The organism is Photobacterium sp. GB-210 (assembly GCF_003026075.1).
In the GTDB taxonomy this organism is placed as follows: Bacteria; Pseudomonadota; Gammaproteobacteria; order Enterobacterales; family Vibrionaceae; genus Photobacterium.
Genome location: NZ_PYNU01000018.1, coordinates 1 through 26,168 on the forward strand (window position 1 = coordinate 1; position 26,168 = coordinate 26,168).

The following is a 26,168-nucleotide window of genomic DNA, read 5'->3' on the forward strand; positions in this document are numbered from 1 at the left end:
GAATTGACTGTGCCAAATAATCCTTCTCTATAAAGAGATGAGTTATTTGTATTGGTCACTAGTATCATTGATAAATCTTTCGACTTAACTTTTCAACGAGTGCCCACACAGATTGCATGGTCAAATTGTTAAAGAACAATACTGAACTCGGTAACCGCTTGCGCCGTTGTCTGTCTCAGTGGGGTCGTAGTATAGAGAGTTCGATCACATTAGCAAGGGCTAAAGTGAAATAATTCTGACATATTTAATCACTCGAACAAATAATACTCAGAGTGCTATTGATTGACTACAATTCACGCGTCTATTTAGTTACTCTTGGTTAAAAATCCGTCCCCTATACAGGTATTACTATGACTTCCTCATTACGTAGCTATAAAAATATTCATCCAACACTGGAAAATAATGTCTATGTTGATCCATCTTGTGTTTTAGTGGGGGATATTCGCTGTGATGATGACAGTAGTATTTGGCCTTTAGTCGCTGCGCGTGGCGATGTGAACTACATCACTATCGGTAAACGTACGAATATTCAAGATGGTAGCGTGCTACACGTTAGCCGTGTCAGTGATGATCACCCTGATGGCTTTCCGCTGATTATTGGTGATGATGTAACGGTGGGACATAAAGCGATGTTACATGGTTGCCAAATAGGTCATCGTGTTTTAGTGGGGATGGGCGCAATTATTTTAGATGGGGCTATTATCGAAGATGATGTCATCATTGGCGCAGGCAGTTTGGTTCCACCCAATAAACGCCTAGCATCTGGTTTTCTTTATGTTGGCAGTCCCGCCAAACAAGCCCGCCCTTTAACGGACAAAGAGAAAACCTTTTTATCACAATCAGCAGATAACTATGTGCGACTCAAAAATGAGTACCTTTGCGAAGAACTTCCGCTGTAAATAAAAAGAAGCCTTATCTAACGATAAGGCTTCTCGATAATTATTTGAGTGACTTAGCCAATAACGATATCACCATTATCGTCAAAACATTCATCTTCAATCATTTCTTCAGCCAACTCTTCAAGATCAAAACGCAATGAAGAAAACTCAGCGAGGATATCAGCTTCGTTATTTAAGGCTTTACCACTGTGCTGTTGTAGCCAGTTTAAGGTTACCCAACAGATGATCAGTGCGCCGCCTTGCTGAGCAGGGAAGTTAACGGCTTGGCGAACAGCATCCCATGATTGAATATCTGAAAATAGAATATCTTGGTTCATTACTTTTACTCTTGTAAAGTTCGGCGCAACTCACGTTGTACTTGTTTAGCTCCCGGACGAAGCCCGCGCCATAACATAAAGCTTTCAGCAGCTTGTCCAACGAGCATTCCTAACCCATCTAACACCTTTACTGCGCCATGCTCTTTCGCCCAACCATTAAAAGAGGTTATTGCTGAGCCATACACCATGTCATAGCACGTGGTATTCGTACCAATCACCGTTGGAGATATCGCTGGCACATCTCCAGATAGGCTGGCTGACGTTGAGTTGATGATCACATCAAAGGTTTGGTTTTCGAGTTCGGCGTGCTCTAGTGCAATAACATTACCGTAAGAAGAAAACAGCTCTGCCAATTGTTTTGCTTTGCTTACTGTGCGGTTGGCTATAACCAATTGTTTAGGTTGCTGTGCTAATAATGGTAAAAGCACACCACGAGCAGCACCACCGGCACCTAACAATAAGATGCGTTGATCTTTTAATTCGACCTGTTGATTGATCAGATCTTGAACAAGGCCTTCACCATCAGTGTTATCACCTAATACACCGCCGTCATCCAATTTCTTAAGTGTATTTACGGCACCAGCCAAGCGAGCACGTTCAGTTAGCTTGGTCGCATATTGATAAGCTTGCTCTTTAAATGGCACCGTAATGTTACAACCTTTACCACCATCATTAAAAAACATATCTGCCGCTTGCACAAAACCATCAATGGCAACAAGTTGACTGGTATATGTCATCTGTTGACTTGTTTGACGGGCAAATAAGGTATGAATGAATGGAGATTTACTTTGTCCGATTGGGTTACCAAATACGACGTACTTATCCATATACGAATTCTCTCTTTATATTAAGAAGGCTCTATCACTCCGTGATCTGAGCTCAATAATTGATTACCACTCTCGTGGTTTTAAATAATCTTGATACAGTCGCGCTTCTGCTGAATTGGGCTCTGGTTCATAGCAGTACTCCCAACGTGCTAATGGTGGCATCGACATTAAAATAGATTCCGTTCTTCCGCCACTCTGTAAACCAAACAAAGTGCCACGATCATAAACCAAATTAAATTCGACATAACGTCCACGACGGTATAACTGAAACTCCCGTTCACGTTCACCATAGGGTAGATAATAACGCTGTTGTACTATCGGCATGTAGGCATTGATAAAGCCATTACCTACCGCTTGCATATAAGCAAAACTCTTATCAAATCCCCATTGATTGAGATCATCAAAGAATAGACCGCCTATACCGCGGGTTTCATTACGGTGCGGTAAGAAGAAGTATTTATCACACCATGCTTTGTGCTGTTGATAAACATCATCACCAAACGGCGCACACAACTGTTTAGCTGTATCATGCCAGTGTTGGCAATCTTCTTCGAAAGGATAGAACGGGGTAAGATCAAAGCCACCACCAAACCACCAAACCGGAGCTTCACCGTCTTTTTCTGCGATAAAGAAGCGAACATTGGCATGAGAGGTTGGCACATAAGGGTTGCGAGGGTGAATAACCAATGACACGCCCATCGCTTCAAAACGACGACCTGCTAATTCTGGGCGATGTGCTGTTGCAGAAGCTGGCATTTCAGCACCATAAACATGAGAAAAATTCACACCTGCTTGCTCGAAGATTTCGCCATCACGTAATACACGACTACGACCACCGCCACCTTCTTCACGCTGCCATTGGTCTTGTTCAAACGCGACGGTTGTTTCTTGTTGCTCTAATGCTTGGCAAATACGATCTTGTAAATCCAACAAAAAGGCTTTAACTGCACTTTTATCTACTTGGCTATCCATACTCTTTATCCCTTACCCTTGACGGAAGATATTGCCATTAAGCGCATCACGTATCTCGGAAGGATTGGTACGTCCGCCTGTTTCACCTTGCAAGATTGCAGCTAAACAATGCCCTAACTGTTGTTCAACCTCTTGCGCTGTTCGACCTGGCTCTTGGCCTGTTAAATTTGCGCTGGTTGAGGTAATAGGTTTACCAAACTCCAAACATAAGCGTTGCACGAGTGGATGATCACTCACACGTACCGCAATCGTAGTAAATTGCCCCGTTAAAAACGAGGGAACATTAGGCTTAGTCGGCATTACCCAAGTCACAGGCCCTGGCCATGTTGCCATCACGGTTTGCTTTTGTTGTTCGGTCAATTGGTTTTCATCAATATATGACAGCAGCTGATCGTAATTCGCCGCGATCAAAATTAAGCCCTTTTCCACTGGGCGTTGTTTGATCGCTAATAGTTTTTCAACCGCTTCTTGATTATCCGGATCACAGCCGACACCAAACACCGCTTCGGTTGGGTACCCGATCACTTCACCTTGCTTTAAAGCTGCGACGACTTGAGCAAAATTCTCCACAGTATCCTCATTATTTGTTCAGCAAATATTGTTGTTTTACTTTCTCAATTTCATTCTACCTACTCCTTAGTCACAACTCCATGCTCGGTTATAAGACAGTCAATATTCATGACGCAAACGTTTTCCTTTGAGCTAAATCACCGTATAATGCAGCCATCAACACGATGTTAAGTTATGACCTGAAGGAGAATGAGATGAAAGTTGGAATTATCATGGGTTCAAAATCTGATTGGCCAACCATGCAACATGCGGCTGAGATGCTTGATCGTTTCAATGTTCCTTATGAGACAAAGGTCGTTTCGGCTCACCGCACGCCACATTTATTAACCGAATACGCTGAAAGTGCACAAGAGCGTGGCATTAAAGTGATCATCGCTGGTGCTGGCGGTGCAGCTCACTTACCGGGGATGACAGCGGCTTTCACTAGCGTGCCTGTATTAGGCGTACCAGTGCAATCACGTGCACTAAAAGGAATGGATTCATTGCTTTCTATCGTTCAAATGCCCAAAGGTATTGCTGTTGGTACCTTAGCAATTGGTGATGCAGGGGCTGCCAATGCAGGTCTCTTAGCCGCACAAATTATCGGCACTCAAGATGAGCAAGTACTGGCCGCTATTGATGCTTTCCGCAAAGAGCAAACAGAAACGGTATTAAGCAACCCAAATCCAGCAGAGGATGCATAATGAATAATGTGCTAGTCCTTGGTGCTGGCCAACTTGCCCGTATGATGGCACTGGCTGGCGCTCCTCTTAACATCAATGTGATCGCTTATGATGTAGAGAGTGATAAAGTGGTTCATCCTCTTACCCAACAAGCAATGTCGAACTCGCTCGTTGAAGCGATTAATGACGTTGATGCGATTACTGCCGAGTTTGAACATATTCCTCACGATATTTTAGATATTTGTGCTGCCAGCGAGAAGTTCTTCCCAACGCCAGAAGCAATCAAAGCCGGTGGCGATCGTCGTCTAGAAAAAGCGTTATTAGATAATGCTGGCGTGCGCAATGCTAAATACCATGAAATCACTGAACGTGCAGATCTTCTTACTGCAATTGAAAAAATCGGGTTACCGCTGGTGTTAAAAAGTGCATTAGGTGGCTACGACGGTAAAGGGCAGTGGCGCTTAAAAGAAAGCGCACAGATTGATGATATTTGGCCTGAAATGGCGCAATGTATTGCTGATTCTCCTAATCAGGCTATTGTTGCTGAGCAATTTATTCCTTTTCAACGCGAAGTATCATTGATTGGTGCCCGTAATCGCAGTGGTGATATTCAGGTATTTAACTTAACTGAGAATGTCCATACTGATGGCGTACTGAGTTTATCAACTGCGATTGTGGGTGATTCACCACTGCAAGCGCAAGCCGATAACATGTTCCGTGCCGTCGCTAATAGCCTTGATTATGTCGGCGTGTTAGCTATCGAGTTTTTCGATCTCGATGGCGAACTACTGGTAAACGAAATCGCACCACGGGTTCATAACTCAGGCCACTGGACACAGCAAGGTGCAGAAACATGTCAGTTTGAAAACCACTTACGCGCGGTATGTGATTTTCCTCTTGGTAGTACTCAACTCATTCGTCCAAGTGCGATGATCAATATCTTAGGTTTAGATAGCATTCCTGATGCGGTTTATGCCCAAGAAGGTTGCCATGTACACTGGTACGGTAAAGAAAAACGAGCAGGGCGTAAAATGGGGCACATTAACGTGTGTGCTGATACACCAGAGCAATTGCAGTATCGTTTGATCATGTTATCAAGCTTGCTGGATGAGAAGGATTTCCCCGCACTGCCGCGTTAATATTTACTCCAATTTAAAAAGCCTGCGTCTGAGCAGGCTTTTTTTATGCTGTTTTATCAACACTATCAGGATCTTGATAAGCATGGCACTTTCTATCTGCACATTGCAGTTTCACACCACTGGCTAATTTCTTTTCAATTAGCAAACCAAAGCCACATTGTAGGCACGTACCGACAACGGGTTTGTTATTCACAGCAAAGCGACAGCTTGGATACTGATCACAGGCGTAAAACACTTTGCCATAACGGGATTTACGCTCAGTTAAATGGCCTTTATGACATTCAGGACATCCAACATCGGTATTCTCTGCTTTCTTTTCCGTTGAGGCTAAATAGTGACAAGCAGGGTATGCTGAACACCCAATAAACATTCCATAACGACCTTGGCGTAATACCAATGAGCTCTCACATTCAGGACAAGGCATATCGAGCTCTTTCACTACATGTCCATCGTTGTGATTTAATGGCTGAATATAGTCACAACTCGGATAATGATCGCAACCAAGAAAAGGACCACGCTTACCAAATCGCATCACTAATTCGCCACCACATTGTGGGCACGGTGTATGTGATAACGCCTGCTCATGGGCAGAGAATAAAGGTGGGTTATTGGTTGTCATTACTGCTCGCTTAAAAAGGAATATCGCGTTTTACACGCTATCGCGACAAATAGCATAGATACAATAACGGGCCACTTTAAGGCCCGCTAATTTTAATGCACTGCACCGTCTTCCGCACCGTATAGCAACTCTTCCATCTGGCTATACGCTGTTTCATTACCGGGGGCATTAAACAGCACCATTAAGATAATCCACTTCAAATCATCTAATGAAAATTCATTGGTATCGAGCTCCATGATCCGATCAATCACCATTTCACGGGTATCGGCATTTAGCACATGGATTTGCTCAAGATACATCAAGAAACCGCGACAAGTGACATCCATACGGATCATCTCTTGCTCGGTATACACACGCATTGATGTTGCTGCGCAGTTATTTACATAAGGAGTATGTTCAGTTTCTTGTAACGCTGCGAGTTGTTCTAACCAATTAAGCGCTTTATAAATATCATCTTGATGGAACCCAGCACGAATTAACTCTTCGGAAAGTTCATCTTGATCAAACATCAACTCAGCATCACTTTGGATGTAAGTTTCAAACAGGTACATAAGAATGTCCATCATGACTAGCTCCTCCTCGTTCTGACATAACCACCAGGTACTGCACTGACCAGGCCCAGTAATTCCAACTCTAAAAGTTGGGTTAATACTTCATGGACAGGCTGTTCACAGCGTTCAGCAACTACATCTACGGGTGTTGCTTCGGTGCCTACGTTAGCCAACAGAGCTGGAAATGGCAATTCTTCATTTTCAGGTTGTGGAAAAGGCAAGCCTATTTGGTTATTTATTGCGCACTCAGTTAAGGTTCCGACTTCATTAAAGATATCTGCGGGGCTTTCTACCAGTTTAGCACCAGATTTTATCAATGCATTACAGCCTCGACTTTGCGCATTATAGATAGAGCCTGGAAGGGCAAACACTTCTCGTCCTTGCTCTAACGCATAACGCGCAGTAATCAATGAGCCGCTTTTTTCTGCCGCTTCAACTACCAATACGCCTGTCGACAATCCACTGATCACTCGATTGCGACGCGGAAAGTTTTGTGGACGAGGTTTTTCATCAGGCCAAAACTCTGAAACCAATGCCCCTTGCTCTACAATCTCATTCGCTAACTGACGATGGCGAGCAGGATAAATCTGATCTAAACCAGAGCCTAACACCGCAACGGTAGCGCCGCCGGACTTCAATGCCCCCAGATGAGCTTGTCCATCAATTCCTAAAGCAAGTCCGCTGGTAACCACATACTCCGCTTGCCCTAGTGCATACCCGAAATTAAATGCCGCCTCTCTACCATCAATGGAAGCGGCGCGACTACCAATAATCGCCACTTGTGGTTGAGCTAGATAAGCGACCTCACCACGGACAAATAACAGTGGCGGTGGAGATGATATTTGTTTCAGTAAATAAGGGTAAGCAGGAGAATCTAGAGTCAAAATATGTTGATCCGGATGTTGCTGCCAACGCAACGCTTGATCGATACGCTGTTGGTTGGGGGAAATAATCGCTGTGGCTTGTTGGTGAGTCAAACCTAGCTGACACAACTGATCAAATGAAGAGCCAACACATTGTTGCGCCGAAACATGACGCAAGAGTTTATTAATGCGATGACCACCTAAATACGGGGTCATCGCTAATACTAACCATGGGTAGAGTGATTCACTCATGAGATCTTAACGCGTTGGTGGAACAGCAATAACACCCGGCTTGAATGGTTCTAAGCTTTGCATCACCACAGCTAAACTAAAGTGCTCATAAGGACGAAGCACCATTAATTTACCCACTGAGACTTCACCCAACTGGGTAGAGCCTGTTAATGGGTTATCTTTGTAATGGTAACTGCCTTTTTTACCTTGAACTTTGGCGCCTTGTTTGTATAAATCAAATACAAAGCCTGATTCCACACCATCTAAATGCCCACGATCTAATACCACAACATCGAAGCTAGAGATGTAACTACGCCCTTCAAGTTGCCCAATCACATTGGCAGTCATTGACTCTGGCGGTGTTGAGGGTGAAAACGATAAGTTAGGCTCTCCGCTCACTAATAATGGTAATAAAATATCGTTTTGATTGATTTCCTGACGGTAGGTATCAACCCGTAATTGACTGGTTTTATCATCGGCTGCAGTGACGGTTAAATCAGCAATCTCCTTTAATGTCATGACCTTTACATCAACTTCAGGGCTTGTCTCCGTTGCTGAATCATTACGTGTAAACGTTTCTTCAATACGGTAAACACGCCATTGTGTTGTCGGTGCCAAAGGCTGATCTGCCCATACAATATCACCGACAGACAAGTAACCACGTTCATCGCTTGAGCCTAACACTTGCGGTTGTGTTTTGGCTGATTCTTGACTGATTAATTTATTTTCAGCCACGTACTCCAACATTAAGTATCCCGGTAGGGTCGTAATAGGATCACGAATAACTCGCGCTTTTGGCGACAGTTTTACATGCTTTTTCAAACTCAGTTTTGGCTGCCCATTAACCCAGATAAGATGGAGGCGATCACCTGGGTAAATAAGGTGTGGGTTTTTAATGTAGCTATTCTTTTCCCACAATTGTGGCCATGACCATGGGTTTTCGAGAAATACCCCAGAAATATCCCATAACGTATCACCTTTCTTAACGATGTAGACTTCTGGTATATCTTTTTTAAGTAATGGAGATGGCGCAGCAAACAGAGAGGGGATAAAAAGCATAAAGCTAAGAATAATGCCCAATTGCTTCATGAGATCGCTTCCTTGGATAACACAACCGAATCGTAAGGCTCCGCCTTACAACAAATAAAATACGTTTATCGTCTCAGACTGGCATTAGCCTATTGATATGTCGACTGTTTAACGATGAGCAAAAAGCGCTTTTCGGTTCACGTCACTATTTATAGATAACTGTTGCAACTCAATAGCGTCAAGTTTGCTTACGGCTAACACTAATCACTTTGCCAATAAAATACTGACGGACGCTTTTTCATTCTTTGTCTTTCACCTATGACAAAAAATTCGGTACTGTTATTTGATCTTTAAAATGACTAGAATTAGACCAACAGCGTTTTATTTTTTAGTTTCCGTTAACGAATTCGAGTCCTTATGTCTGTATTACACGTTCTAACCTTTCCTGATGAACGCCTACGAACTGTAGCTAAACCAGTCGAAGCGATAACACCTGAAATCCAAACAATTATCGATGATATGTTGGAGACCATGTACGACGAAGAAGGCATTGGTCTTGCGGCAACCCAAGTTGATATTCACCAACGTATTGTAGTGATTGACGTATCAGAAGAACGTAACCAACCTATGGTACTAGTGAACCCTGAAATTACTGAAGAGCACGGTGAAGATGGTATCGAAGAAGGCTGTTTATCGGTTCCTACCGCGCGAGGTTTTGTACCACGCGCAGCAGGCGTAAGTGTTACTGCGCTGGATCGTGACGGTAAAGAATACAGCTTCAAAGCTGATGGCTTATTGGCGATTTGTGTACAACATGAATTAGATCACTTAGCTGGCAAGCTATTTGTTGACTATTTATCACCTTTAAAACGTCAGCGCATTAAACAGAAACTAGATAAAATTAAACGCCATAACGCAAAAAACTAATTATTTAGAGGTTACCTTGAGCAAACCATTACGCATCGTTTTTGCAGGTACTCCTGACTTCGCCGCCCGTCATTTGGCGGCGTTGTTGTCTTCACAGCACCAAGTTGTTGCTGTTTACACTCAACCTGATCGCCCAGCGGGTCGTGGTAAAAAACTAACGGCAAGCCCAGTTAAAAATATCGCGCTTGAACATGATATTCCGGTTTATCAACCAGCTTCATTACGCAATGAAGAAGCACAACAAGAATTAGCTGCCATTGACGCAGATATCATGGTTGTGGTGGCATACGGCTTATTATTACCGCAAGAAGTATTAGATACGCCACGTTTAGGTTGTATTAATGTACACGGTTCTATTCTTCCACGTTGGCGTGGTGCAGCGCCGATCCAACGCTCTATTTGGGCGGGAGATACAGAAACTGGCGTAACTATCATGCAGATGGATATCGGCCTTGATACGGGTGATATGCTAAAAGTGGCAACCTTGCCAATTGAAGCATCAGATACTAGCGCTACCATGTACGAAAAATTAGCCGATCTTGGCCCTGATGCCTTAATTGATTGCTTATCTGATATTGCTAATGGCACAGCCGTAGCCGTTAAGCAGGACGATGAGCAAGCAAACTACGCCAAGAAGCTGAGCAAAGAAGAAGCGTTAATTGATTGGACAATGGATGCCGCTGCGATTGAGCGCTGCGTTCGTGCGTTTAACCCGTGGCCAATGAGTTACTTCACCGTTGCTGAACAAAACATCAAAGTTTGGCAAGCGGCTGTTGAAGCTGACAATCAAGGTAAAGCACCGGGTACAATTTTATCTGCTGATAAGCAAGGTATCTTAGTTGCGACAGGTAATGGCGCATTGCGCTTATTATCGCTGCAACCGCCAGGTAAGAAAGCGATGACAGCAGCAGATTTGCTTAATTCTCGTCGAGAATGGTTTGAATCTGGCGCTCAGCTATAAATATCAAGGCCAGTGTGTAGTCACTGGCTTTTCTTTTTAAGTTCCACATTGTTATCGCCAGCACTAACGGCGAGTTCAGGAAACAGCTATGAATGTAAGAGCCACAGCGGCCAAAGTTATTTATCAGGTCGTCGATCAAGGGCAGTCATTAACCGCCGCGCTTCCTGCTGCGCAACAAGATATCAGAGAGCGTGACCACGCTTTATTGCAAGAGATCTGCTATGGCGTACTTCGCTGGCTTCCTCGCTTAGAATCTATTACCCAAGCGTTAATGGATAAGCCGTTAAAAGGTAAGCAACGCGTATTCCACCACTTAATTTTAGTGGGCTTATATCAACTCGGGTACATGCGAATTCCAGCACATGCCGCAGTAGCTGAAACAGTAAATGCAACGAAAACACTTAAAAAGCCACAACTTCGCGGGCTTATTAACGCTATTTTACGTAATTATCAGCGTCAACAAGAAACCTTAGATGCGCAAGCTATCAGCCATGATGCGGGTAAATATGGTCATCCAAGCTGGCTATTAAAGTTATTAAAAGAAAGCTATCCCGAGCAATTTGCTGATATCTGTGAAGCGAATAACACCAAAGCACCGATGTGGCTACGTGTTAATCGCCAACACAATACTCGCGATGCCTACCGCGCTTTATTAGATGCCGAAGACATTGCAACCGAGTTACACCCACAGGCTGCAGATGCGCTACGTTTAGTTTCGCCATGCGATGTCACTCAGCTTCCTGGCTTTAGTGATGGCTGGGTCTCGGTACAAGACGCTGCAGCTCAGTTAGCGGTGGATTATTTACAGCCTAAAGCGGGTGAGTTAATTCTTGATTGCTGCGCAGCCCCGGGTGGTAAAACAGCCCACATCATGGAGCATGTACCATCAACCAAAGTGGTTGCGATTGACTGTGATGAAAATCGCCTTAAACGTGTACACGAAAACTTGGCACGTTTGAACCTTGATGCAACCGTATTATGCGCTGATGCCCGTTACCCAGAACAATGGTGGCAAGGTGACAAATTTGATCGTATTTTGCTAGATGCACCATGTTCAGCGACGGGGGTTATTCGTCGTCACCCTGATATTAAGTGGCTACGTCGTGGCGAAGATATTGCGGCACTGGCAACACTTCAAGCAGAGATCTTTGACGCAATGTGGCTGCAATTAAAACCGGGCGGTACGTTGGTTTACGCGACATGCTCTATTACGCCACAAGAAAACTGCGATCAGGTAAAAGCGTTTTTAGCACGAACGTCAGATGCGACATTAATTGGCAGCGATCCAGCGAAACCTGGTCGTCAAATTCTGCCAGGTGAAGAGTCGATGGATGGTTTTTACTACGCTGTTCTAACAAAAGCAGAGTAATCATTGTTTAAATAAAAGCGGAACTTGCTCTCAAGATTCCGCTTTTTCATATTTTATAACGCCGATCAGAACGTTGTACTTACAGCTGATCTCTACAGGCATTTACATCAGGCATAGACTATGAAAATTATTATTCTCGGTGCCGGACAAGTTGGCGGCACCCTTGCTGAAAACTTGGTTGGTGAGAATAACGATATCACTATCGTTGATAAGGATCCCGAGCGTCTGCGTGAACTGCAAGACAAATACGACCTTCGAGTTGTACAAGGCTTTGCCAGTCACCCTCGCACGTTACGAGAAGCAGGGGCACAAGATGCTGATATGTTGGTATCTGTTACGAACTCCGATGAAACTAACATGATCGCATGTCAAATTGCGTTCTCTCTTTTCAATACGCCTAACCGTGTTGCTCGTATTCGTTCACCTGAATACTTACGAGAGAAAGAACAACTGTTTCAATCTGATGCGGTTCCTGTTGATCACTTAATCGCACCAGAAGAATTGGTGACCGATTACATTGAAAAACTGATTGAATACCCAGGCGCATTACAGGTTGTTAGCTTTGCAGAAGATAAAGTCGGCCTTGTTGCGGTAAAAGCCTACTATGGCGGTCCGCTAGTTGGTAATGCATTATCTGCATTGCGTGAACACATGCCACACATCGATACCCGCGTAGCGGCGATTTTCCGTCAAGGTAAACCGATTCGTCCACAAGGTACCACGATCATTGAAGCTGATGATGAAGTCTTCTTTGTCGCCGCAAGTAACCATATTCGTTCCGTAATGAGTGAACTTCAGCGCCTAGAGAAGCCTTATAAGCGTTTGATGATTGTTGGTGGTGGTAACGTTGGTGCTGGTTTAGCTCGTCGTTTAGAGCAAAGCTACAGCATCAAACTGATTGAACGTAATCAAGAGCGTGCTGAGAACTTGTCTGAAATGCTACAAAATACCATCGTATTTTGTGGTGATGCCTCAGATCAGGAATTGCTCAGCGAAGAGCATATCGAGCAGATCGATGTCTTTATTGCGGTTACTAACGATGATGAAGCCAATATCATGTCAGCCATGCTTGCTAAGCGTATGGGCGCAAAGAAAGTGATGGTGCTTATCCAGCGTGGTGCTTACGTTGATTTGGTGCAAGGCGGTACGATTGATATTGCGATTTCACCGCAACAAGCGACGATTTCAGCGCTATTAACCCACGTGCGAAAAGCCGATATCGTTAATGTATCATCATTGCGTCGCGGCGCTGCAGAAGCCATTGAGGCAATCGCTCATGGTGATTCCAGTACCTCTAAAGTGGTTGGTCGTGCAATCAGCGATATTAAATTACCACCGGGTACCACCATTGGTGCTGTTGTCCGTGGAGAAGAAGTATTAATCGCCCATGACCGTACCGTCATCGAGCAAAACGATCACGTGGTGATGTTCCTTGTTGATAAGAAGTACATCCCAGATGTTGAACGTCTCTTCCAACCTAGTCCTTTCTTCTTGTAACTGATCATGGTTAATTATCGTCCCATACTGTTTGTACTAGGGTTAGTGCTGTCTAAGCTAGCCCTGTTCATGTACGTGCCGACATTAGTCGCCTTTTTTACCGGTACCGAAGGGTTTATTGATTTCGCCACTGCGGTGCTGATCACCCATTCTGTTGCCTTTTTATTTTTAACTTTAGGTAAAACCCCAGAGTTTAAGCTTAGCGTGCGAGACATGTTCTTGATCACCACCTTAGTTTGGACTGTCGCCAGTGCTTTTGCGGCCTTACCTTTTGTATTTATTAATCACATTAGTTTTACCGATGCTTACTTTGAAACTATGTCAGGGATCACCACAACGGGCTCTACCGTTTTAAGTGGTTTAGATGATATGGCACCCAGTATTTTGCTGTGGCGATCAACACTGCAATGGCTCGGTGGGGTTGGCTTTATCGTGATGGCAGTAGCGATCCTCCCGATGCTGAACGTCGGTGGTATGCGTTTATTCCAAACCGAATCATCAGATTGGTCAGATAAAAGCTCACCTCGAACCAAGAGCGTTGCAAAGAATATCGTTAATGTTTATCTCACGTTAACTCTGCTCTGCATTATCTCGTTTATGTTTGCAGGGATGAATACATTTGATGCCATTAACCATGCTTTCACAACCATTTCGACGGGCGGTTATTCCACTTCTGATGGCTCCATGAATCACTTCTCGCACAGTGCACAATGGGTTGCCACAGTCTTCATGTTTGCTGGCGGCTTGCCATTTTTACTGTTTGTCCAAGCCTTGAAAAAACGCCATCCAAAAACCTTATTTGGTGATGCTCAAGTAAAAGGTTATGCCTTGTTTGTGACCGTTGCCAGTTTAATTGTGGCTGCATGCTTGTTCTTCAATAAAGATTATTCGTTGATGGATTCGCTGCGATTATCATTTTTCAACATCATTTCTGTTGTGACAACCACAGGTTTTGGCTTGGGAGATTTCACCGCATGGGGACCATTGCCGAGTATTATTTTCGCCTTCACTTTATTGGTAGGTGCTTGCTCAGGGTCGACCAGTGGCGGAATAAAAATCTTTCGATTCCAGATCGCGTTTGCCTTACTACGTAAGCAAATTATGCAATCTATCCACCCATCGGCGCTATTTGTCCAACGCTATAATGATAGACCGGTCACTGACGATATTGTGCGCTCGGTTGTTGCATTAGTATTGACCTTTATCATGACCATTATCTTCATTGCTGCGATATTAGGTCTGCAAGGGCTTGATCCCATCACCAGCATTACAGGTGCTGTCACCGCTGTTGCTAATGTGGGGCCGGGGATGGGGAGTATTATCGGTCCAACGGGTAACTTCGCGAGTTTGCCTGATTTATCAAAATGGACCTTAAGTTTAGGTATGTTGATGGGACGTTTAGAAATTTTGACTGTGTTAGTCGTATTTTCACCTGCATTTTGGCGAGACTAATAACACTAAAAACAAAAAGGGAGCGCATTGCGCTCCCTTTTTTATCCATTTCAACGCGATGAACTACACAGGTTTGACGTAGAAATAAATCGCACAAAAGTGGCAAATAGAACCACCTAATACAAATAAATGCCAAATTGCATGGTTATACGGGATACGTTTATTGACGTAGAAAATCACCCCAAGTGAATAAATCACACCGCCTAAAGCAAGTAACACTAAACCACCCGTCGATAAAATAAGTGCTAATTGATAAATCATAATTAGCGATAACCAACCCATGGTTAAATAAGTGATCAGTGATAATTTCTCAAATCGATAAACAAATGCAATTTTGGCAATAATACCGATAATCGCCAGTCCCCAAATCACGCTCATCAAACCAATGGCTAATGGCGTCCGCAGAGAAATCAATAAAAAAGGCGTATAAGTACCAGCAATAAGAAGATAAATCGCACAATGATCGAACGTTTTTAACGCACGTTTCGCTTTAGGTGATGAAACCGAATGGTAGAGGGTAGAGGCTAAATAGAGCAATATCATGCTCACCGCATACACGGTATAACTGATAAGACTTAACGTGTCAGCATTAACAGAGAATGCTTTCTCAAGTAATAAATACAACCCAAGCAAGCCAAATAATAGCCCGATCCCATGGCTTATACTGTTCGCTACTTCCTCTGCAACAGAATACCCTTGTTCAGTTGCCACCGATTTGTTCATCACTCAACCACCTCACGCTAACATGACATTATTCTACTATAACCACACCACTCAGCTTACACTTGTAAGCTGAAAATAAGCAAGTCAGGATTCGTGATATTTATAATAATGAGATAAAAATATACGTAATAAAAACGGAGCGCTCGTGATAAATAAGCGATACTCCGTTAGTTATTATTTTTGTAGTAGTGATAAGGTGGCTTGTCGAGCAGCATCTGGATCGCGAGCAATAATGCCATCAACGATTTGTTGGTGAGCATCAAGTTTTAAAATACGTTCACGCGTAACAACACGGAAGTAGTTTTCAAATACCGCTTTAAACAAGTTACCAAACGGACTAATAAAATGATTTCCAGAGGAAAAATAAATCAGTTGATGGAAACGTGTGTCGACTTCAATCCAATGTTCTTGATCGAAGTTATCGCCCATTTCATGCATTTCAGCCAACAGCTTTTGTAGCTCTTTACGCTCCTCATCTGTTGCATGAATAGCTGCTAATGCTGCCGCTTCTGGCTCTAACATTAAACGCGCTTGTTGATATTCCTCTAATAATTCAGAATCGGCATCAAAATCTAACCAAGCCAGTAAATCTTGATCAAGATAGTTCCAATTCTTTTTCGGCATCACGCGTGTACCAATACGTGGCCGAGGCAACACCATTCCTTTGGCAGCCAACATTTTGATTGCCTCACGAACAGCTGTACGGCTTACACCATACATGTCACCTAATTCGACTTCACCCGGTAAAATATCACCAGGCGCTGTTTCTCCCGCCAAAATACGGCGGCCTATAGACTCAGCTAATCGATAAGATAAATTTCGGTTGGCAACAATGCGTTGCTGCTCTTGCTCCATACATCCTCTCCAAAGGCTTCTTTTATAATATGGTTATTCCATAAAATATGTGCAGTGTAATACACACATCGTATTACAACATAAACGGATCTGAATACGCCAAGCGAAAGCACTTTTACTATTCTTTTTTTACGGCATGCTTAATCAACCATCTTAATGCTTCAATCTTAGCATTTTAGCGGCTACTTTTTACTCGACTTTTAAAATTGCTATTGTTATTCTCAGCGCAAACTAATTAACAACCAAGCGATATACTGATGGATGGGGTAAACCCAGTAGGGAATTTTCCCTTCAGCGATCAGCTTGCTAACTTCCGGCCATGGATGAGCCTGACAACAGGTGATTTATGCGACCAGCATCTCCCGTCAGGTATGTAAGTACCCCTCGTAGCCCTTCACGCCTTCGTGCAACGGCTCATGCTCCACATTTTAAAACGAAACAGACAGCCGTTGTTGAGATTTCATTGACGAATAACGATATAAAACTAAAGCGTGATGAGTTAGAGACTCAAATACAGTCATTAATCGCCAAGCAAAATATCGCGTAATGATAATAAAACGATTGAGATAAAGCAGCTTCGGCTGCTTTTTTTACTTCGTTTTGTCATTACAACACCGCACAACAGATTGTAACCCCGTGTGCTTTGTTATAATTTACCCCTATTAAAACTATGACAATTTGCTCGTAATAACGATCACTCAGCCTCAACTACGGAGTCACTATGAAAACGCATCGCGTCAATGAGCTCATCGAACTGCTTCATCCTGAATGGCAAAAAGATCCTGATCTAAATTTAGTGGAGTTTTTATTAAAGCTGGCTGAAGAAGCAAAGTATAACGGCCCATTAGAGTCACTCACTGATGATGTACTGATTTATCATTTGAAGATGCGTAACAGTGATAAAGACGCCATGATCCCTGGGCTTGCAAAAGATTGTGAAGATGATTTCAAAACCGCTATCTTACGCGCTCGCGGTATTATTAAATAATCTCACTATTATTTAACGTTAAAAGCCAGTGAATATTCACTGGCTTTTTTGTGCCCAAACCACCAGTTTAAGCACTGATTTTAGGCTGAACCATCGCCTTGCGTTACAATTATGTTATTAACAAAGCGTGATACATATTAATGGTTAACACTCAGCGCCGACACTCGATTTATTCGACGTCTTCGCTAAACTAATGACAACACATGTTCGCTAGGGGGGGAGAGATCTACCCCTGAATTCTCGTTATCTCAAGATTAAGGTAAACTGCAGCCTTAATTTCCATCTTTAAGGCTGTTTCATGGAAAAAAACGATTTTTGTTTTTCGAATCTCACACCTGATTTGCTACTTGATGCCTTAGATAGCATTGATGTTCGTGCAGAATCAGGATTACTGGCTCTCAATAGTTATGAAAATCGGGTCTACCAGTTTAAAGCAGAAGATGGCGCACGTTATGTCACCAAGTTCTATCGCTCAGAACGTTGGAGTGATGAGCAAATTGAAGAAGAGCACCAATTTACACAAGAATTGGCTGACAATGAAATTCCTGTTGCCGCACCTCTAAATATCAATGGGAAAACACTACATACCTTTAATGGTCATCGTTTTGCTTTATTTCCAAGTGTCGGCGGTCGACAATTTGAAGTCGATAATTTTGATCAATTAGAATGGGTCGGTCGCTATTTAGGTCGCATTCATCTCGTGGGGCAACGCCAGCCTTTTCAACACCGTCCAACCATGGGTCTGGATGAATACGTCTATCAGCCTCGAAAATTATTAGAGCACAGTCAATTTATACCCGATCATCTTAAGAATGTTTTTTTTGCCGATCTTGATCTACTGATTAAGAACCTTGAACAGCATTGGTCGTCTGATTGGCAAGCGATTCGTCTTCATGGTGACTGTCACCCAGGTAATATTTTATGGCGTGATGGCCCAATGTTTGTCGATCTTGATGATGCCCGTAATGGTCCTGCTGTCCAAGATTTATGGATGCTATTAAACGGTGAGCGCGCCGATCAACTAGCCCAACTGGATACGTTACTTGAAGCTTATGGTGAATTTGCAGATTTTGATCAACGTCAATTGCAACTAATCGAGCCTTTACGCGGTCTTAGAATGGTGCATTATATGGCATGGTTAGCAAAACGATGGCAAGATCCTGCATTTCCCCGTGCATTCCCTTGGTTTGCTGATGCAAAATACTGGGAAGGGCAAGTGCTTGCATTCAAAGAACAAATTGCCTCGCTGCATGATGCACCATTACAACTCATGCCACAGTGGTAAACACAAAAACGTATTAACATAAAAATTCAGGTTATATTTATAACCGTGATAAGGATAATCAGGGAGTTATATCAATGTTCAAGAAGTTACTCACGCTAGCTAGTGCAGCGTTACTATCATTTTCAGTGCACGCCGCAAAATTTACCGAAGGTGATTACTACAAAGTTCTCGATCTACCAAAATCTGAAACCCCCATTGTGACTGAGTACTTCTCTTTATACTGCCCGCATTGCTATCAGTTTGAACCTATGATCAAACAGCTAAAAACTAAATTGCCTGAAAATGTAAAGTTCCAAAAAAGGCATGTTTCATTTATGGGCGGCCCAATGGGTAAAGTAATGAGTAAAGCCTTCGCGACTTCTGTGGTATTAGGTGTTCAAGATAAAATGGTACCGGTGTTCTTTAACCGTATCCACACCATGAACAAGCCACCACGTAATGAAGAAGAAGTGCGTCAAATCTTCATTGATGAGGGAGTTCCTGCGGCTGAATTTGATGGTGCATATAATAGCTTTGCAGTAAATTCAATGGTAAGCCGTTCTGATAAAGCCTTTGAAGATGCAGGCCTAACCGGTGTGCCTGCTGTTGTGGTTAACAACAAGTACCTTGTACAAACAGGTAAAATCAAATCAGCGAACGAATACTTTGAGTTAGTAAACTACTTACTGAAAAAGTAATCTCATCTAAAAATAAAAAAGGGCTGTAATGCCCTTTTTTATTATCCAAATAACGACACTTTTCTTATATGACTTGGCTATTAATCTGCTTAAGCAGCCTATCCATTGCGCGATAGCCTAACGCTTCCGCTAAGTGCCCTCGAGAGATATCAGGCTCTCCCGCCAAATCCGCTATCGTACGCGCCACTTTAATGATTCGATGATAAGCTCGTACCGATAAACCTAACTGATGAAGCGCATTTTCTAAAAATGCCGCATCAGCTTGCTGGAGTGGGCAATACTGCTCTAACTCTCGCGTCGATAACAGCGCATTCACCTTACCACTGCGAGTCAACATTAGCTGACGAGCATGATCGACCCGCGCTTTAATCGTTACTGTTGAATCACCTCGATCTCCCCCTTTAGTTAACGTTCCTCGGGGTAGAGCAGGGATCTCAATCGACATATCAAACCTATCAAGTAATGGGCCACTCAACCGACTTAAATAACGTAATATCGCCTGTGGGTTGGTACGTGTTTGGTTACCGTCATAATACCCAGAAGGGCTTGGGTTCAGCGCACCGATCAATTGAAATCGCGCAGGAAACGTTGTTTTACTGGTCGCACGAGAAATCACAATATGACCTGACTCTAATGGCTCGCGTAAAGAATCTAAAACTTTACGTTCAAATTCAGGCATCTCGTCTAAAAATAAAAGCCCATTGTGCGCCAACGATATTTCTCCCGGTTTAGGTACCGAACCACCGCCCACTAATGCCGCCATAGAGCTCGAATGGTGTGGCGTACGAAAAGGCCTTTTTAACCAATTTCCTTGGTGTAAGGATTGTGGTGTGAGCGAGGTGACGGCCGCAGTTTCTAACGCTTCCTCATGACTCATCGGCGGCAGTAAATCACATAACCTTGATGCCAACATAGTTTTTCCCGTCCCCGGAGGACCGAGGAACAAAACATTATGACCGCCGGCGGCGGCTATTTCTAACGCACGTTTCCCTTGTTGCTGCCCGATAATATCTTGCATATCTCGCTCTAAAGGAGCCGCTGTTTCTTTAAGCTGCTCACTAAAATTTAATGCTAATTGTTGTTGGCCGCATAAATAGCCACAAACGGCTAATAGATTGGATGCTGATTTATGAACCTCTTTACCGACGAGAGCCACTTGATCGCCATTACTGTCAGGCACCACAAAGCAACGCTTCGCCTTTAATGCAGCTAAAGCCGCAGGCAGTGCCCCCTTTACAGGTCGTAACTCTCCCGATAATGCTAATTCACCGATAAACTCATGCTCTGATAATTTATCTGTTGGGATCTGACCTGATGCCGCTAAAATACCTAACGCTATAGGTAAATCAAATCGCCCTCCTTCTTTAGGCAAATCAGCAGGGGCTAAGTTGACAGTGATACGTCGTGATGGGAACTCAAAATTCGCATTAATAATTGCACTTCGAACCCGATCTTTAGCCTCTTTTACCGTAGTTTCAGGTAGCCCTACTAATGTAAAACTTGGCAACCCATTACTTAAGTGGACTTCTACCGTTACAGGTGGAGCCTGCACTCCCACACAAGCTCGACTATGAACAATCGCAAGCGTCATGAACCATCACCTCACTGAGATAAAAAAACATTCGTTAATGAAATATTTATTTTTAGTTTCATAAGATGCCTGTAAATGCAGCTCGTTTGCTAAAAAAACCACAGTTTTTGCTTGTCATGCGATAGATGTCTGTGTTACCACTAACATATAGCAACAACTAGACAACAAAAGTTGGACAAATATACATGCGCTTAACAACATCCCTCGTACTCATTATTAAAGTCATTGTGGTGATTATGTCACCGCAGCGGGGATTTGCTGGCGCAAAGTAGCGCAAAGACGCAAACAAAAAGCCCCCGCACTGAGAAGTTCGGGGGCTTTTTTCAACAAATGGATTTGAGTAATCGTTATCATCTCAAATAGATCTCGCAAAGCAAGCAAGGAGCTGCGATGACAGGGGCAGAATTAGTCGTAAAAGCGCTGCATCAGCAGGGTATCAAAACCGTATTTGGTTACCCAGGCGGTGCCATCATGCCAATTTATGACGCGTTATATGATGGTGGAGTAGAGCATATCCTCTGCCGTCACGAACAAGGAGCAGCAATGGCTGCTATTGGTATGGCCCGATCCACCCAAGATGTCGCTGTCTGTATGGCAACATCAGGTCCAGGTGCCACAAACCTCGTCACTGGACTTGCTGACGCCTTTATGGATTCAGTCCCCCTAGTTGCGATTACTGGACAAGTTGCCAGCACCCATATTGGAACCGATGCCTTCCAAGAAATGGATGTGATTGGGATGTCTTTATCATGTACCAAACACAGCTATCTGGTCACCGATATCAATGAACTTGCACCAACCCTTGCTGAAGCATTCGTAGTCGCTAAAGCTGGTCGTCCGGGCCCTGTTATTGTCGATATAGCCAAAGATGTACAGCTTGCACAAGCGCCAACCGAATTACTCCCCCCAATTGAACCACCAGCGGTTCCAACGGTTAATAGTGAAGCTATCACTGCAGCTCAACAATTATTAGATCAAAGTCATCGTCCCGTAATGTATGTCGGTGGAGGGGTGCAAATTGCCCATGCAACCGATACGTTACGTCAATTTTTAAACCTTAATCCAATGCCTTCGGTCAGTACTTTAAAAGGCTTAGGGTCTATTGAACGCCATGATCCCCATTACCTTGGCATGCTTGGTATGCACGGCACAAAAGCAGCCAACCTAGTGGTACAGGAAGCGGATTTATTAATTGTGGTTGGCGCCCGATTTGATGATCGCGTAACCGGAAAATTGGATACCTTTGCGCCACACGCAAAAGTAATTCATATTGATATTGATGCCGCTGAATTTAGTAAATTACGTCATGCTGATGCGCCATTACGTGGCGATATTAATACTATTTTGCCTCAGTTAGAGCTGAGCCAAGATATCAGCCGTTGGCTCACTCACAGTGAACATATTCGTAAAATAGGTAAATGGCGCTATGACCATCCTGGCGAGCTGATTTACGCGCCATTACTGCTTAAGCAATTGTCAGATATGATGCCTGATAGCAGCATGGTATCGACCGATGTTGGTCAGCACCAAATGTGGGCTGCACAGCATATTCAACCTCGTGCGCCACAAAACTACATTACATCAGCCGGTCTTGGCACCATGGGTTTTGGTTTACCTGCGGCAATGGGAGCCAGTGTTGCCCGTCCTGATGATCAATCTATTCTGATCTCTGGTGATGGCTCGTTTATGATGAATGTACAAGAATTGGGAACCTTAAAGCGCCGCAGTATTCCCGTCAAAATGGTACTTATCAATAACCAGCGCTTAGGTATGGTACGTCAATGGCAATCGCTGTTTTTTGATGGTCGCCACAGTGAAACCATCCTAGATGATAACCCTGATTTTGTGATGTTAGCTAAAGCGTTTGATATTCCGGGAAAAACCATTACTCGCAAAGAAGAAGTGGCTCCTGCACTGGAAGAAATGCTCGCCAGTAAAACCGCTTACTTACTGCATGTGCTAATTGATGAAGAACAAAATGTATGGCCACTGGTTCCACCGGGTGCTGCAAACCAAGATATGCTGGAGAACACCTAATGGAAAGATATTTACTCAACATTACCGCTAATGATAAGCCAGTGTTACTTGAACGAATTTTACGTGTGATCCGCCATCGTGGCTTCATCATAAAAAAAGTCGATGCAACACAAAATCATCACAGCAAGATAGCCAGAATCGAAATTATCGTCGATAGTACTCGTCCTATATCGACGCTTATCAACCAAATTGAAAAACTGTGGGACATCATCAGTGTAGAAACTTCCCCCCTGCAGTTACTGGATTAAATTTTAGAAAGGAATTCAACATGGCAAATACAGCAGATTACATTTGGTTTAACGGTGAAATAGTGCCTTGGGCTGATGCTAATGTTCACGTTTTAACTCACGCAATGCACTATGGTACTTCAGTATTTGAAGGGATCCGTTGCTACAACACGCCAAAAGGACCAGCCGTTTTTCGTCATGAAGAACACATGGTACGGCTAAAAAATTCGGCAAAAATTTATCGCTTCCCGATCCCATACAGCTGCGATGAGCTAATGGAAATTTGCCGTGAAACGATCCGAGTCAATAAACTCGATTCTGCTTACATTCGCCCATTGGGTTATGTGGGGAATGTTGGCCTAGGGGTTTGTCCTCCCGTTGATACAAAAATGGATTTGATTGTTGCCGCTTTCCCTTGGGGCTCTTACTTAGGTGAAGAAGCACTGGAAAATGGCGTTGATGCGATGATTTCTAGCTGGAATCGTGCCGCGCCAAATACTATTCCAACGGCTGCAAAAGCAGGCGGTAACTACCTATCATCACTACTGGTTGGTAGCGAAGCACGTCGCCATGGTTACGCAGAAGGGATCGCATTAAGTGTTGATGGTTATCTATCAGAAGGCGCTGGTGAAAATATCTTTGTCATTCGTAACGGCGTTCTTTCAACACCACCAACAACTAGCGCAATTTTACCCGGCATCACCCGTGACACGATTATGATCCTAGCTAAAGAACGGGGTTACGAAGTACGTGAAGAAAACATTGCTCGTGAAGCACTTTACCTTGCCGATGAAATCTTCATGACAGGGACAGCAGCTGAAATCGTACCGGTACGCAGTGTGGATCAAATTACCGTCGGTGAAGGTAAACGAGGCCCTATCACCAAGGAGCTGCAAGCCGCTTACTTCGGTCTGTTCAATGGTGAAACAGAAGATAAATGGGGCTGGTTAGATTACGTTTATCCACAAAAGTAATTGCCCTTCACAACCCAACCAATACATATCAAAACTGTCGCTAATGCATTAGCGACAGTGCTCAAAAAGGATTTTCTGTTATGCCTAAATACCGTTCTGCAACCACAACCCATGGCCGAAATATGGCTGGTGCTCGTGCGCTTTGGCGTGCCACTGGCGTCAAAGATGAAGATTTCGGTAAGCCGATTATTGCCGTTGTGAACTCGTTTACCCAATTTGTTCCCGGTCACGTCCACTTAAAGGATCTCGGTCAATTAGTCGCAAAGCAAATAGAAGAAGCGGGCGGTATTGCCAAAGAGTTTAATACCATTGCTGTTGATGACGGTATTGCGATGGGGCATGGCGGTATGCTGTATTCACTCCCATCACGTGAGCTTATTTCAGATTCTGTTGAGTACATGGTGAATGCCCACTGTGCCGATGCGATGGTATGTATCTCAAACTGTGACAAAATCACCCCTGGAATGTTAATGGCATCACTTCGCTTAAATATTCCGGTTATTTTTGTTTCTGGCGGACCAATGGAAGCCGGTAAAACCAAGCTTTCAGAGCAAGTGATCAAGCTCGATTTGGTTGATGCAATGATCCAAGGTGCCGATCCTAAAGTATCAGATGAACAAAGTGAGCAGATCGAACGTTCCGCCTGTCCTACCTGTGGTTCGTGCTCTGGTATGTTCACGGCGAACTCAATGAACTGTTTAACCGAAGCATTAGGTTTAAGCCAGCCGGGTAACGGTTCAATGCTCGCAACACACGCAGATCGCGAGCAGCTATTTATTAACGCGGGTAAGCGTATTGTTGGTCTAACTAAGCGTTACTATGAGCAAGACGATGAAACCGCATTGCCACGTAACATTGCCAATAAAAAAGCCTTCGAAAATGCGATGGCATTAGATATTGCAATGGGGGGATCAACTAATACCGTTTTACACCTTTTAGCCGCAGCGCAAGAAGGTGAAATTGATTTCACCATGACCGATATTGATCGCATGTCTCGTATTGTTCCACACCTCTGTAAAGTTGCACCATCAACACCGAAATATCATATGGAAGATGTTCACCGAGCAGGTGGCGTTTACAGTATTTTAGGTGAACTGGATCGCGCAGGTCTCTTCCATAACGATTGTCACAATATTCTGGGTGAAACCTTTGCCGAAAGCTTCAAACACTACGATATTAAAGTAACGGATTCAGAAGAAATTAAAACGTTCTTCCGCGCAGGTCCTGCAGGTATCCGTACCACGCAAGCATTCTCGCAAGATTGCCGTTGGGAAACGCTTGACGATGATCGAGAAAATGGCTGTATTCGTAGTAAAGAGTTTGCCTTTAGCCAAGATGGCGGTCTTGCTGTACTGTCAGGCAATATGGCACTTGATGGCTGTATTGTTAAAACCGCAGGCGTTGATGAAAGTTGCTTAACCTTTACAGGTCCTGCCGTTGTGTTTGAAAGCCAAGATACCGCTGTTGAAGCAATTCTTGCAGGAAAAGTGAAAGCAGGCGATGTCGTGGTTATTCGTTATGAAGGACCTAAAGGTGGCCCTGGTATGCAAGAAATGTTGTACCCGACCACTTACCTTAAATCTATGGGTCTAGGCAAAGAATGTGCGTTGATCACTGACGGTCGATTCTCTGGCGGTACCAGTGGCCTATCTATTGGTCACGTTTCGCCTGAAGCAGCAAACGGTGGCACGATTGGCCTGATCGAAAATGGCGACATTATCGCCATTGATATTCCAAACCGTAGCATTGAGCTCAATGTCGATGATGCAACCCTCGCGGCACGTCGTGAAGCAACGAACCAACGCGGTTGGAAGCCTGTCGATCGTGAACGTCAGGTTTCTTTTGCCCTAAAAGCCTATGCCAACCTCGCCACCAGTGCAGATAAAGGCGCAGTGCGCGATAAGTCTAAACTAGAAGGATAATCAT

At 43.8% G+C, this 26,168-nt stretch carries 27 protein-coding genes; 16 read left to right on the forward strand and 11 right to left on the reverse strand.

All coding sequences use genetic code 11. The annotated features are described in order from the left end of the window. Positions 1-350 precede the first annotated feature (350 nt). Positions 351-899, forward strand: coding sequence for a gamma carbonic anhydrase family protein (locus C9J38_RS16525; RefSeq protein ID WP_107208055.1), 549 nt, complete (start codon positions 351-353; stop codon positions 897-899). A gap of 53 nt (positions 900-952) precedes the next feature. Here C9J38_RS16525 and C9J38_RS16530 read toward each other — a convergent pair whose 3' ends face one another. From C9J38_RS16530 to C9J38_RS16545, 4 genes are all read right to left on the reverse strand, one after another. Beyond that, positions 953-1,216, reverse strand: a complete 264-nt coding sequence (locus tag C9J38_RS16530; protein ID WP_107208056.1) for a DUF1488 domain-containing protein — start codon at positions 1,214-1,216, stop codon at positions 953-955. Positions 1,217-1,221: 5 nt separating this feature from the next. Continuing rightward, positions 1,222-2,043: a shikimate dehydrogenase gene (gene aroE, locus C9J38_RS16535; protein ID WP_107208057.1), complete on the reverse strand. Its 822-nt coding sequence runs from the start codon at positions 2,041-2,043 to the stop codon at positions 1,222-1,224. A 63-nt stretch (positions 2,044-2,106) separates the two neighbouring features. Beyond that, positions 2,107-3,015: an oxygen-dependent coproporphyrinogen oxidase gene (gene hemF, locus C9J38_RS16540; protein WP_107208058.1), complete on the reverse strand. Its 909-nt coding sequence runs from the start codon at positions 3,013-3,015 to the stop codon at positions 2,107-2,109. Positions 3,016-3,027: 12 nt separating this feature from the next. Continuing rightward, positions 3,028-3,585, reverse strand: coding sequence for an L-threonylcarbamoyladenylate synthase (locus C9J38_RS16545; RefSeq protein ID WP_107208059.1), 558 nt, complete (start codon positions 3,583-3,585; stop codon positions 3,028-3,030). A gap of 194 nt (positions 3,586-3,779) precedes the next feature. Here C9J38_RS16545 and purE point away from each other — a divergent pair, with 194 nt between their 5' ends. Continuing rightward, entirely contained in the window at positions 3,780-4,268 is a 489-nt protein-coding gene (gene purE / locus C9J38_RS16550; protein WP_008988361.1) for a 5-(carboxyamino)imidazole ribonucleotide mutase, read from the forward strand. Continuing rightward, positions 4,268-5,386 (forward strand): 5-(carboxyamino)imidazole ribonucleotide synthase, encoded by a 1,119-nt coding sequence (locus tag C9J38_RS16555; RefSeq protein WP_107208060.1) that lies wholly within the window; start codon positions 4,268-4,270, stop codon positions 5,384-5,386. The genes purE and C9J38_RS16555 overlap by 1 nt, the downstream gene beginning before the upstream one ends. 43 nt (positions 5,387-5,429) lie before the next feature. Here the strand turns inward: C9J38_RS16555 and C9J38_RS16560 are convergent, their stop codons facing one another. From C9J38_RS16560 to C9J38_RS16575, 4 genes are all read right to left on the reverse strand, one after another. Then, positions 5,430-6,005 (reverse strand): topoisomerase DNA-binding C4 zinc finger domain-containing protein, encoded by a 576-nt coding sequence (locus C9J38_RS16560; protein ID WP_107208061.1) that lies wholly within the window; start codon positions 6,003-6,005, stop codon positions 5,430-5,432. A 92-nt stretch (positions 6,006-6,097) separates the two neighbouring features. Beyond that, complete coding sequence (locus C9J38_RS16565) at positions 6,098-6,571, reverse strand: DUF494 family protein (protein WP_005372379.1); 474 nt, start codon at positions 6,569-6,571, stop codon at positions 6,098-6,100. A gap of 2 nt (positions 6,572-6,573) precedes the next feature. Continuing rightward, entirely contained in the window at positions 6,574-7,671 is a 1,098-nt protein-coding gene (gene dprA, locus C9J38_RS16570; protein WP_107208062.1) for a DNA-processing protein DprA, read from the reverse strand. 6 nt (positions 7,672-7,677) lie between these two features. After that, positions 7,678-8,739 (reverse strand): LysM peptidoglycan-binding domain-containing protein, encoded by a 1,062-nt coding sequence (locus tag C9J38_RS16575; protein ID WP_107208063.1) that lies wholly within the window; start codon positions 8,737-8,739, stop codon positions 7,678-7,680. A 357-nt stretch (positions 8,740-9,096) separates the two neighbouring features. Between C9J38_RS16575 and def the strand changes: the two genes are divergently transcribed. The 5 genes from def (at position 9,097) to C9J38_RS16600 (ending at position 14,885) form a co-directional block, all read left to right on the forward strand. After that, positions 9,097-9,606 carry a peptide deformylase gene (gene def, locus C9J38_RS16580; protein WP_107208064.1) on the forward strand — a complete coding sequence of 170 codons (510 nt, stop codon included), beginning with the start codon at positions 9,097-9,099 and terminating at the stop codon, positions 9,604-9,606. A gap of 16 nt (positions 9,607-9,622) precedes the next feature. Next, entirely contained in the window at positions 9,623-10,567 is a 945-nt protein-coding gene (gene fmt, locus C9J38_RS16585; RefSeq protein ID WP_107208065.1) for a methionyl-tRNA formyltransferase, read from the forward strand. 88 nt (positions 10,568-10,655) lie between these two features. Further along, the gene (gene rsmB, locus C9J38_RS16590; protein WP_107208066.1) at positions 10,656-11,936 is read left to right on the forward strand and encodes a 16S rRNA (cytosine(967)-C(5))-methyltransferase RsmB; all 1,281 of its coding nucleotides are present in this window, start codon (positions 10,656-10,658) and stop codon (positions 11,934-11,936) included. A 120-nt stretch (positions 11,937-12,056) separates the two neighbouring features. After that, positions 12,057-13,433 (forward strand): Trk system potassium transporter TrkA, encoded by a 1,377-nt coding sequence (trkA, locus tag C9J38_RS16595; RefSeq protein WP_107208067.1) that lies wholly within the window; start codon positions 12,057-12,059, stop codon positions 13,431-13,433. Positions 13,434-13,439: 6 nt separating this feature from the next. Continuing rightward, the gene (locus C9J38_RS16600) at positions 13,440-14,885 is read left to right on the forward strand and encodes a TrkH family potassium uptake protein (RefSeq protein WP_107208068.1); all 1,446 of its coding nucleotides are present in this window, start codon (positions 13,440-13,442) and stop codon (positions 14,883-14,885) included. Positions 14,886-14,948: 63 nt separating this feature from the next. On the opposite strand, the gene C9J38_RS16605 is transcribed toward C9J38_RS16600, so the two are convergent. Together C9J38_RS16605 and C9J38_RS16610 are read right to left on the reverse strand one after the other, a co-directional pair. Continuing rightward, complete coding sequence (locus C9J38_RS16605; protein WP_107208069.1) at positions 14,949-15,608, reverse strand: hemolysin III family protein; 660 nt, start codon at positions 15,606-15,608, stop codon at positions 14,949-14,951. A gap of 174 nt (positions 15,609-15,782) precedes the next feature. After that, the gene (locus C9J38_RS16610) at positions 15,783-16,463 is read right to left on the reverse strand and encodes a FadR/GntR family transcriptional regulator (RefSeq protein ID WP_107208070.1); all 681 of its coding nucleotides are present in this window, start codon (positions 16,461-16,463) and stop codon (positions 15,783-15,785) included. A gap of 346 nt (positions 16,464-16,809) precedes the next feature. On the opposite strand from C9J38_RS16610, the gene C9J38_RS16615 reads away from it, so the two are divergent. From C9J38_RS16615 to C9J38_RS16630, 4 genes are all read left to right on the forward strand, one after another. Next, the gene (locus tag C9J38_RS16615; protein ID WP_107208071.1) at positions 16,810-17,010 is read left to right on the forward strand and encodes a hypothetical protein; all 201 of its coding nucleotides are present in this window, start codon (positions 16,810-16,812) and stop codon (positions 17,008-17,010) included. A 174-nt stretch (positions 17,011-17,184) separates the two neighbouring features. Beyond that, positions 17,185-17,451, forward strand: coding sequence for a YihD family protein (locus C9J38_RS16620; protein WP_005372361.1), 267 nt, complete (start codon positions 17,185-17,187; stop codon positions 17,449-17,451). Positions 17,452-17,749: 298 nt separating this feature from the next. Beyond that, positions 17,750-18,736 (forward strand): serine/threonine protein kinase, encoded by a 987-nt coding sequence (locus C9J38_RS16625; RefSeq protein ID WP_107208072.1) that lies wholly within the window; start codon positions 17,750-17,752, stop codon positions 18,734-18,736. 74 nt (positions 18,737-18,810) lie between these two features. Continuing rightward, positions 18,811-19,413: a thiol:disulfide interchange protein DsbA/DsbL gene (locus C9J38_RS16630; protein WP_107208073.1), complete on the forward strand. Its 603-nt coding sequence runs from the start codon at positions 18,811-18,813 to the stop codon at positions 19,411-19,413. 64 nt (positions 19,414-19,477) lie between these two features. Here the strand turns inward: C9J38_RS16630 and C9J38_RS16635 are convergent, their stop codons facing one another. Beyond that, positions 19,478-21,004 (reverse strand): YifB family Mg chelatase-like AAA ATPase, encoded by a 1,527-nt coding sequence (locus C9J38_RS16635; RefSeq protein WP_107208074.1) that lies wholly within the window; start codon positions 21,002-21,004, stop codon positions 19,478-19,480. Between the two features lie 390 nt (positions 21,005-21,394). Between C9J38_RS16635 and ilvG the strand changes: the two genes are divergently transcribed. From ilvG to ilvD, 4 genes are all read left to right on the forward strand, one after another. Further along, positions 21,395-23,041: an acetolactate synthase 2 catalytic subunit gene (ilvG, locus tag C9J38_RS16640; RefSeq protein WP_107208075.1), complete on the forward strand. Its 1,647-nt coding sequence runs from the start codon at positions 21,395-21,397 to the stop codon at positions 23,039-23,041. Beyond that, on the forward strand, positions 23,041-23,289 hold the full coding sequence (gene ilvM, locus C9J38_RS16645; protein WP_005372349.1) for an acetolactate synthase 2 small subunit: 249 nt from the start codon (positions 23,041-23,043) through the stop codon (positions 23,287-23,289). Before ilvG ends, ilvM begins: the two co-directional genes overlap by 1 nt. Before the next feature lie 20 nt (positions 23,290-23,309). Next, positions 23,310-24,242 carry a branched-chain-amino-acid transaminase gene (ilvE, locus tag C9J38_RS16650; protein WP_005372347.1) on the forward strand — a complete coding sequence of 311 codons (933 nt, stop codon included), beginning with the start codon at positions 23,310-23,312 and terminating at the stop codon, positions 24,240-24,242. 80 nt (positions 24,243-24,322) lie between these two features. Continuing rightward, the gene (ilvD, locus tag C9J38_RS16655) at positions 24,323-26,164 is read left to right on the forward strand and encodes a dihydroxy-acid dehydratase (RefSeq protein ID WP_107208076.1); all 1,842 of its coding nucleotides are present in this window, start codon (positions 24,323-24,325) and stop codon (positions 26,162-26,164) included. Positions 26,165-26,168 lie beyond the last annotated feature (4 nt).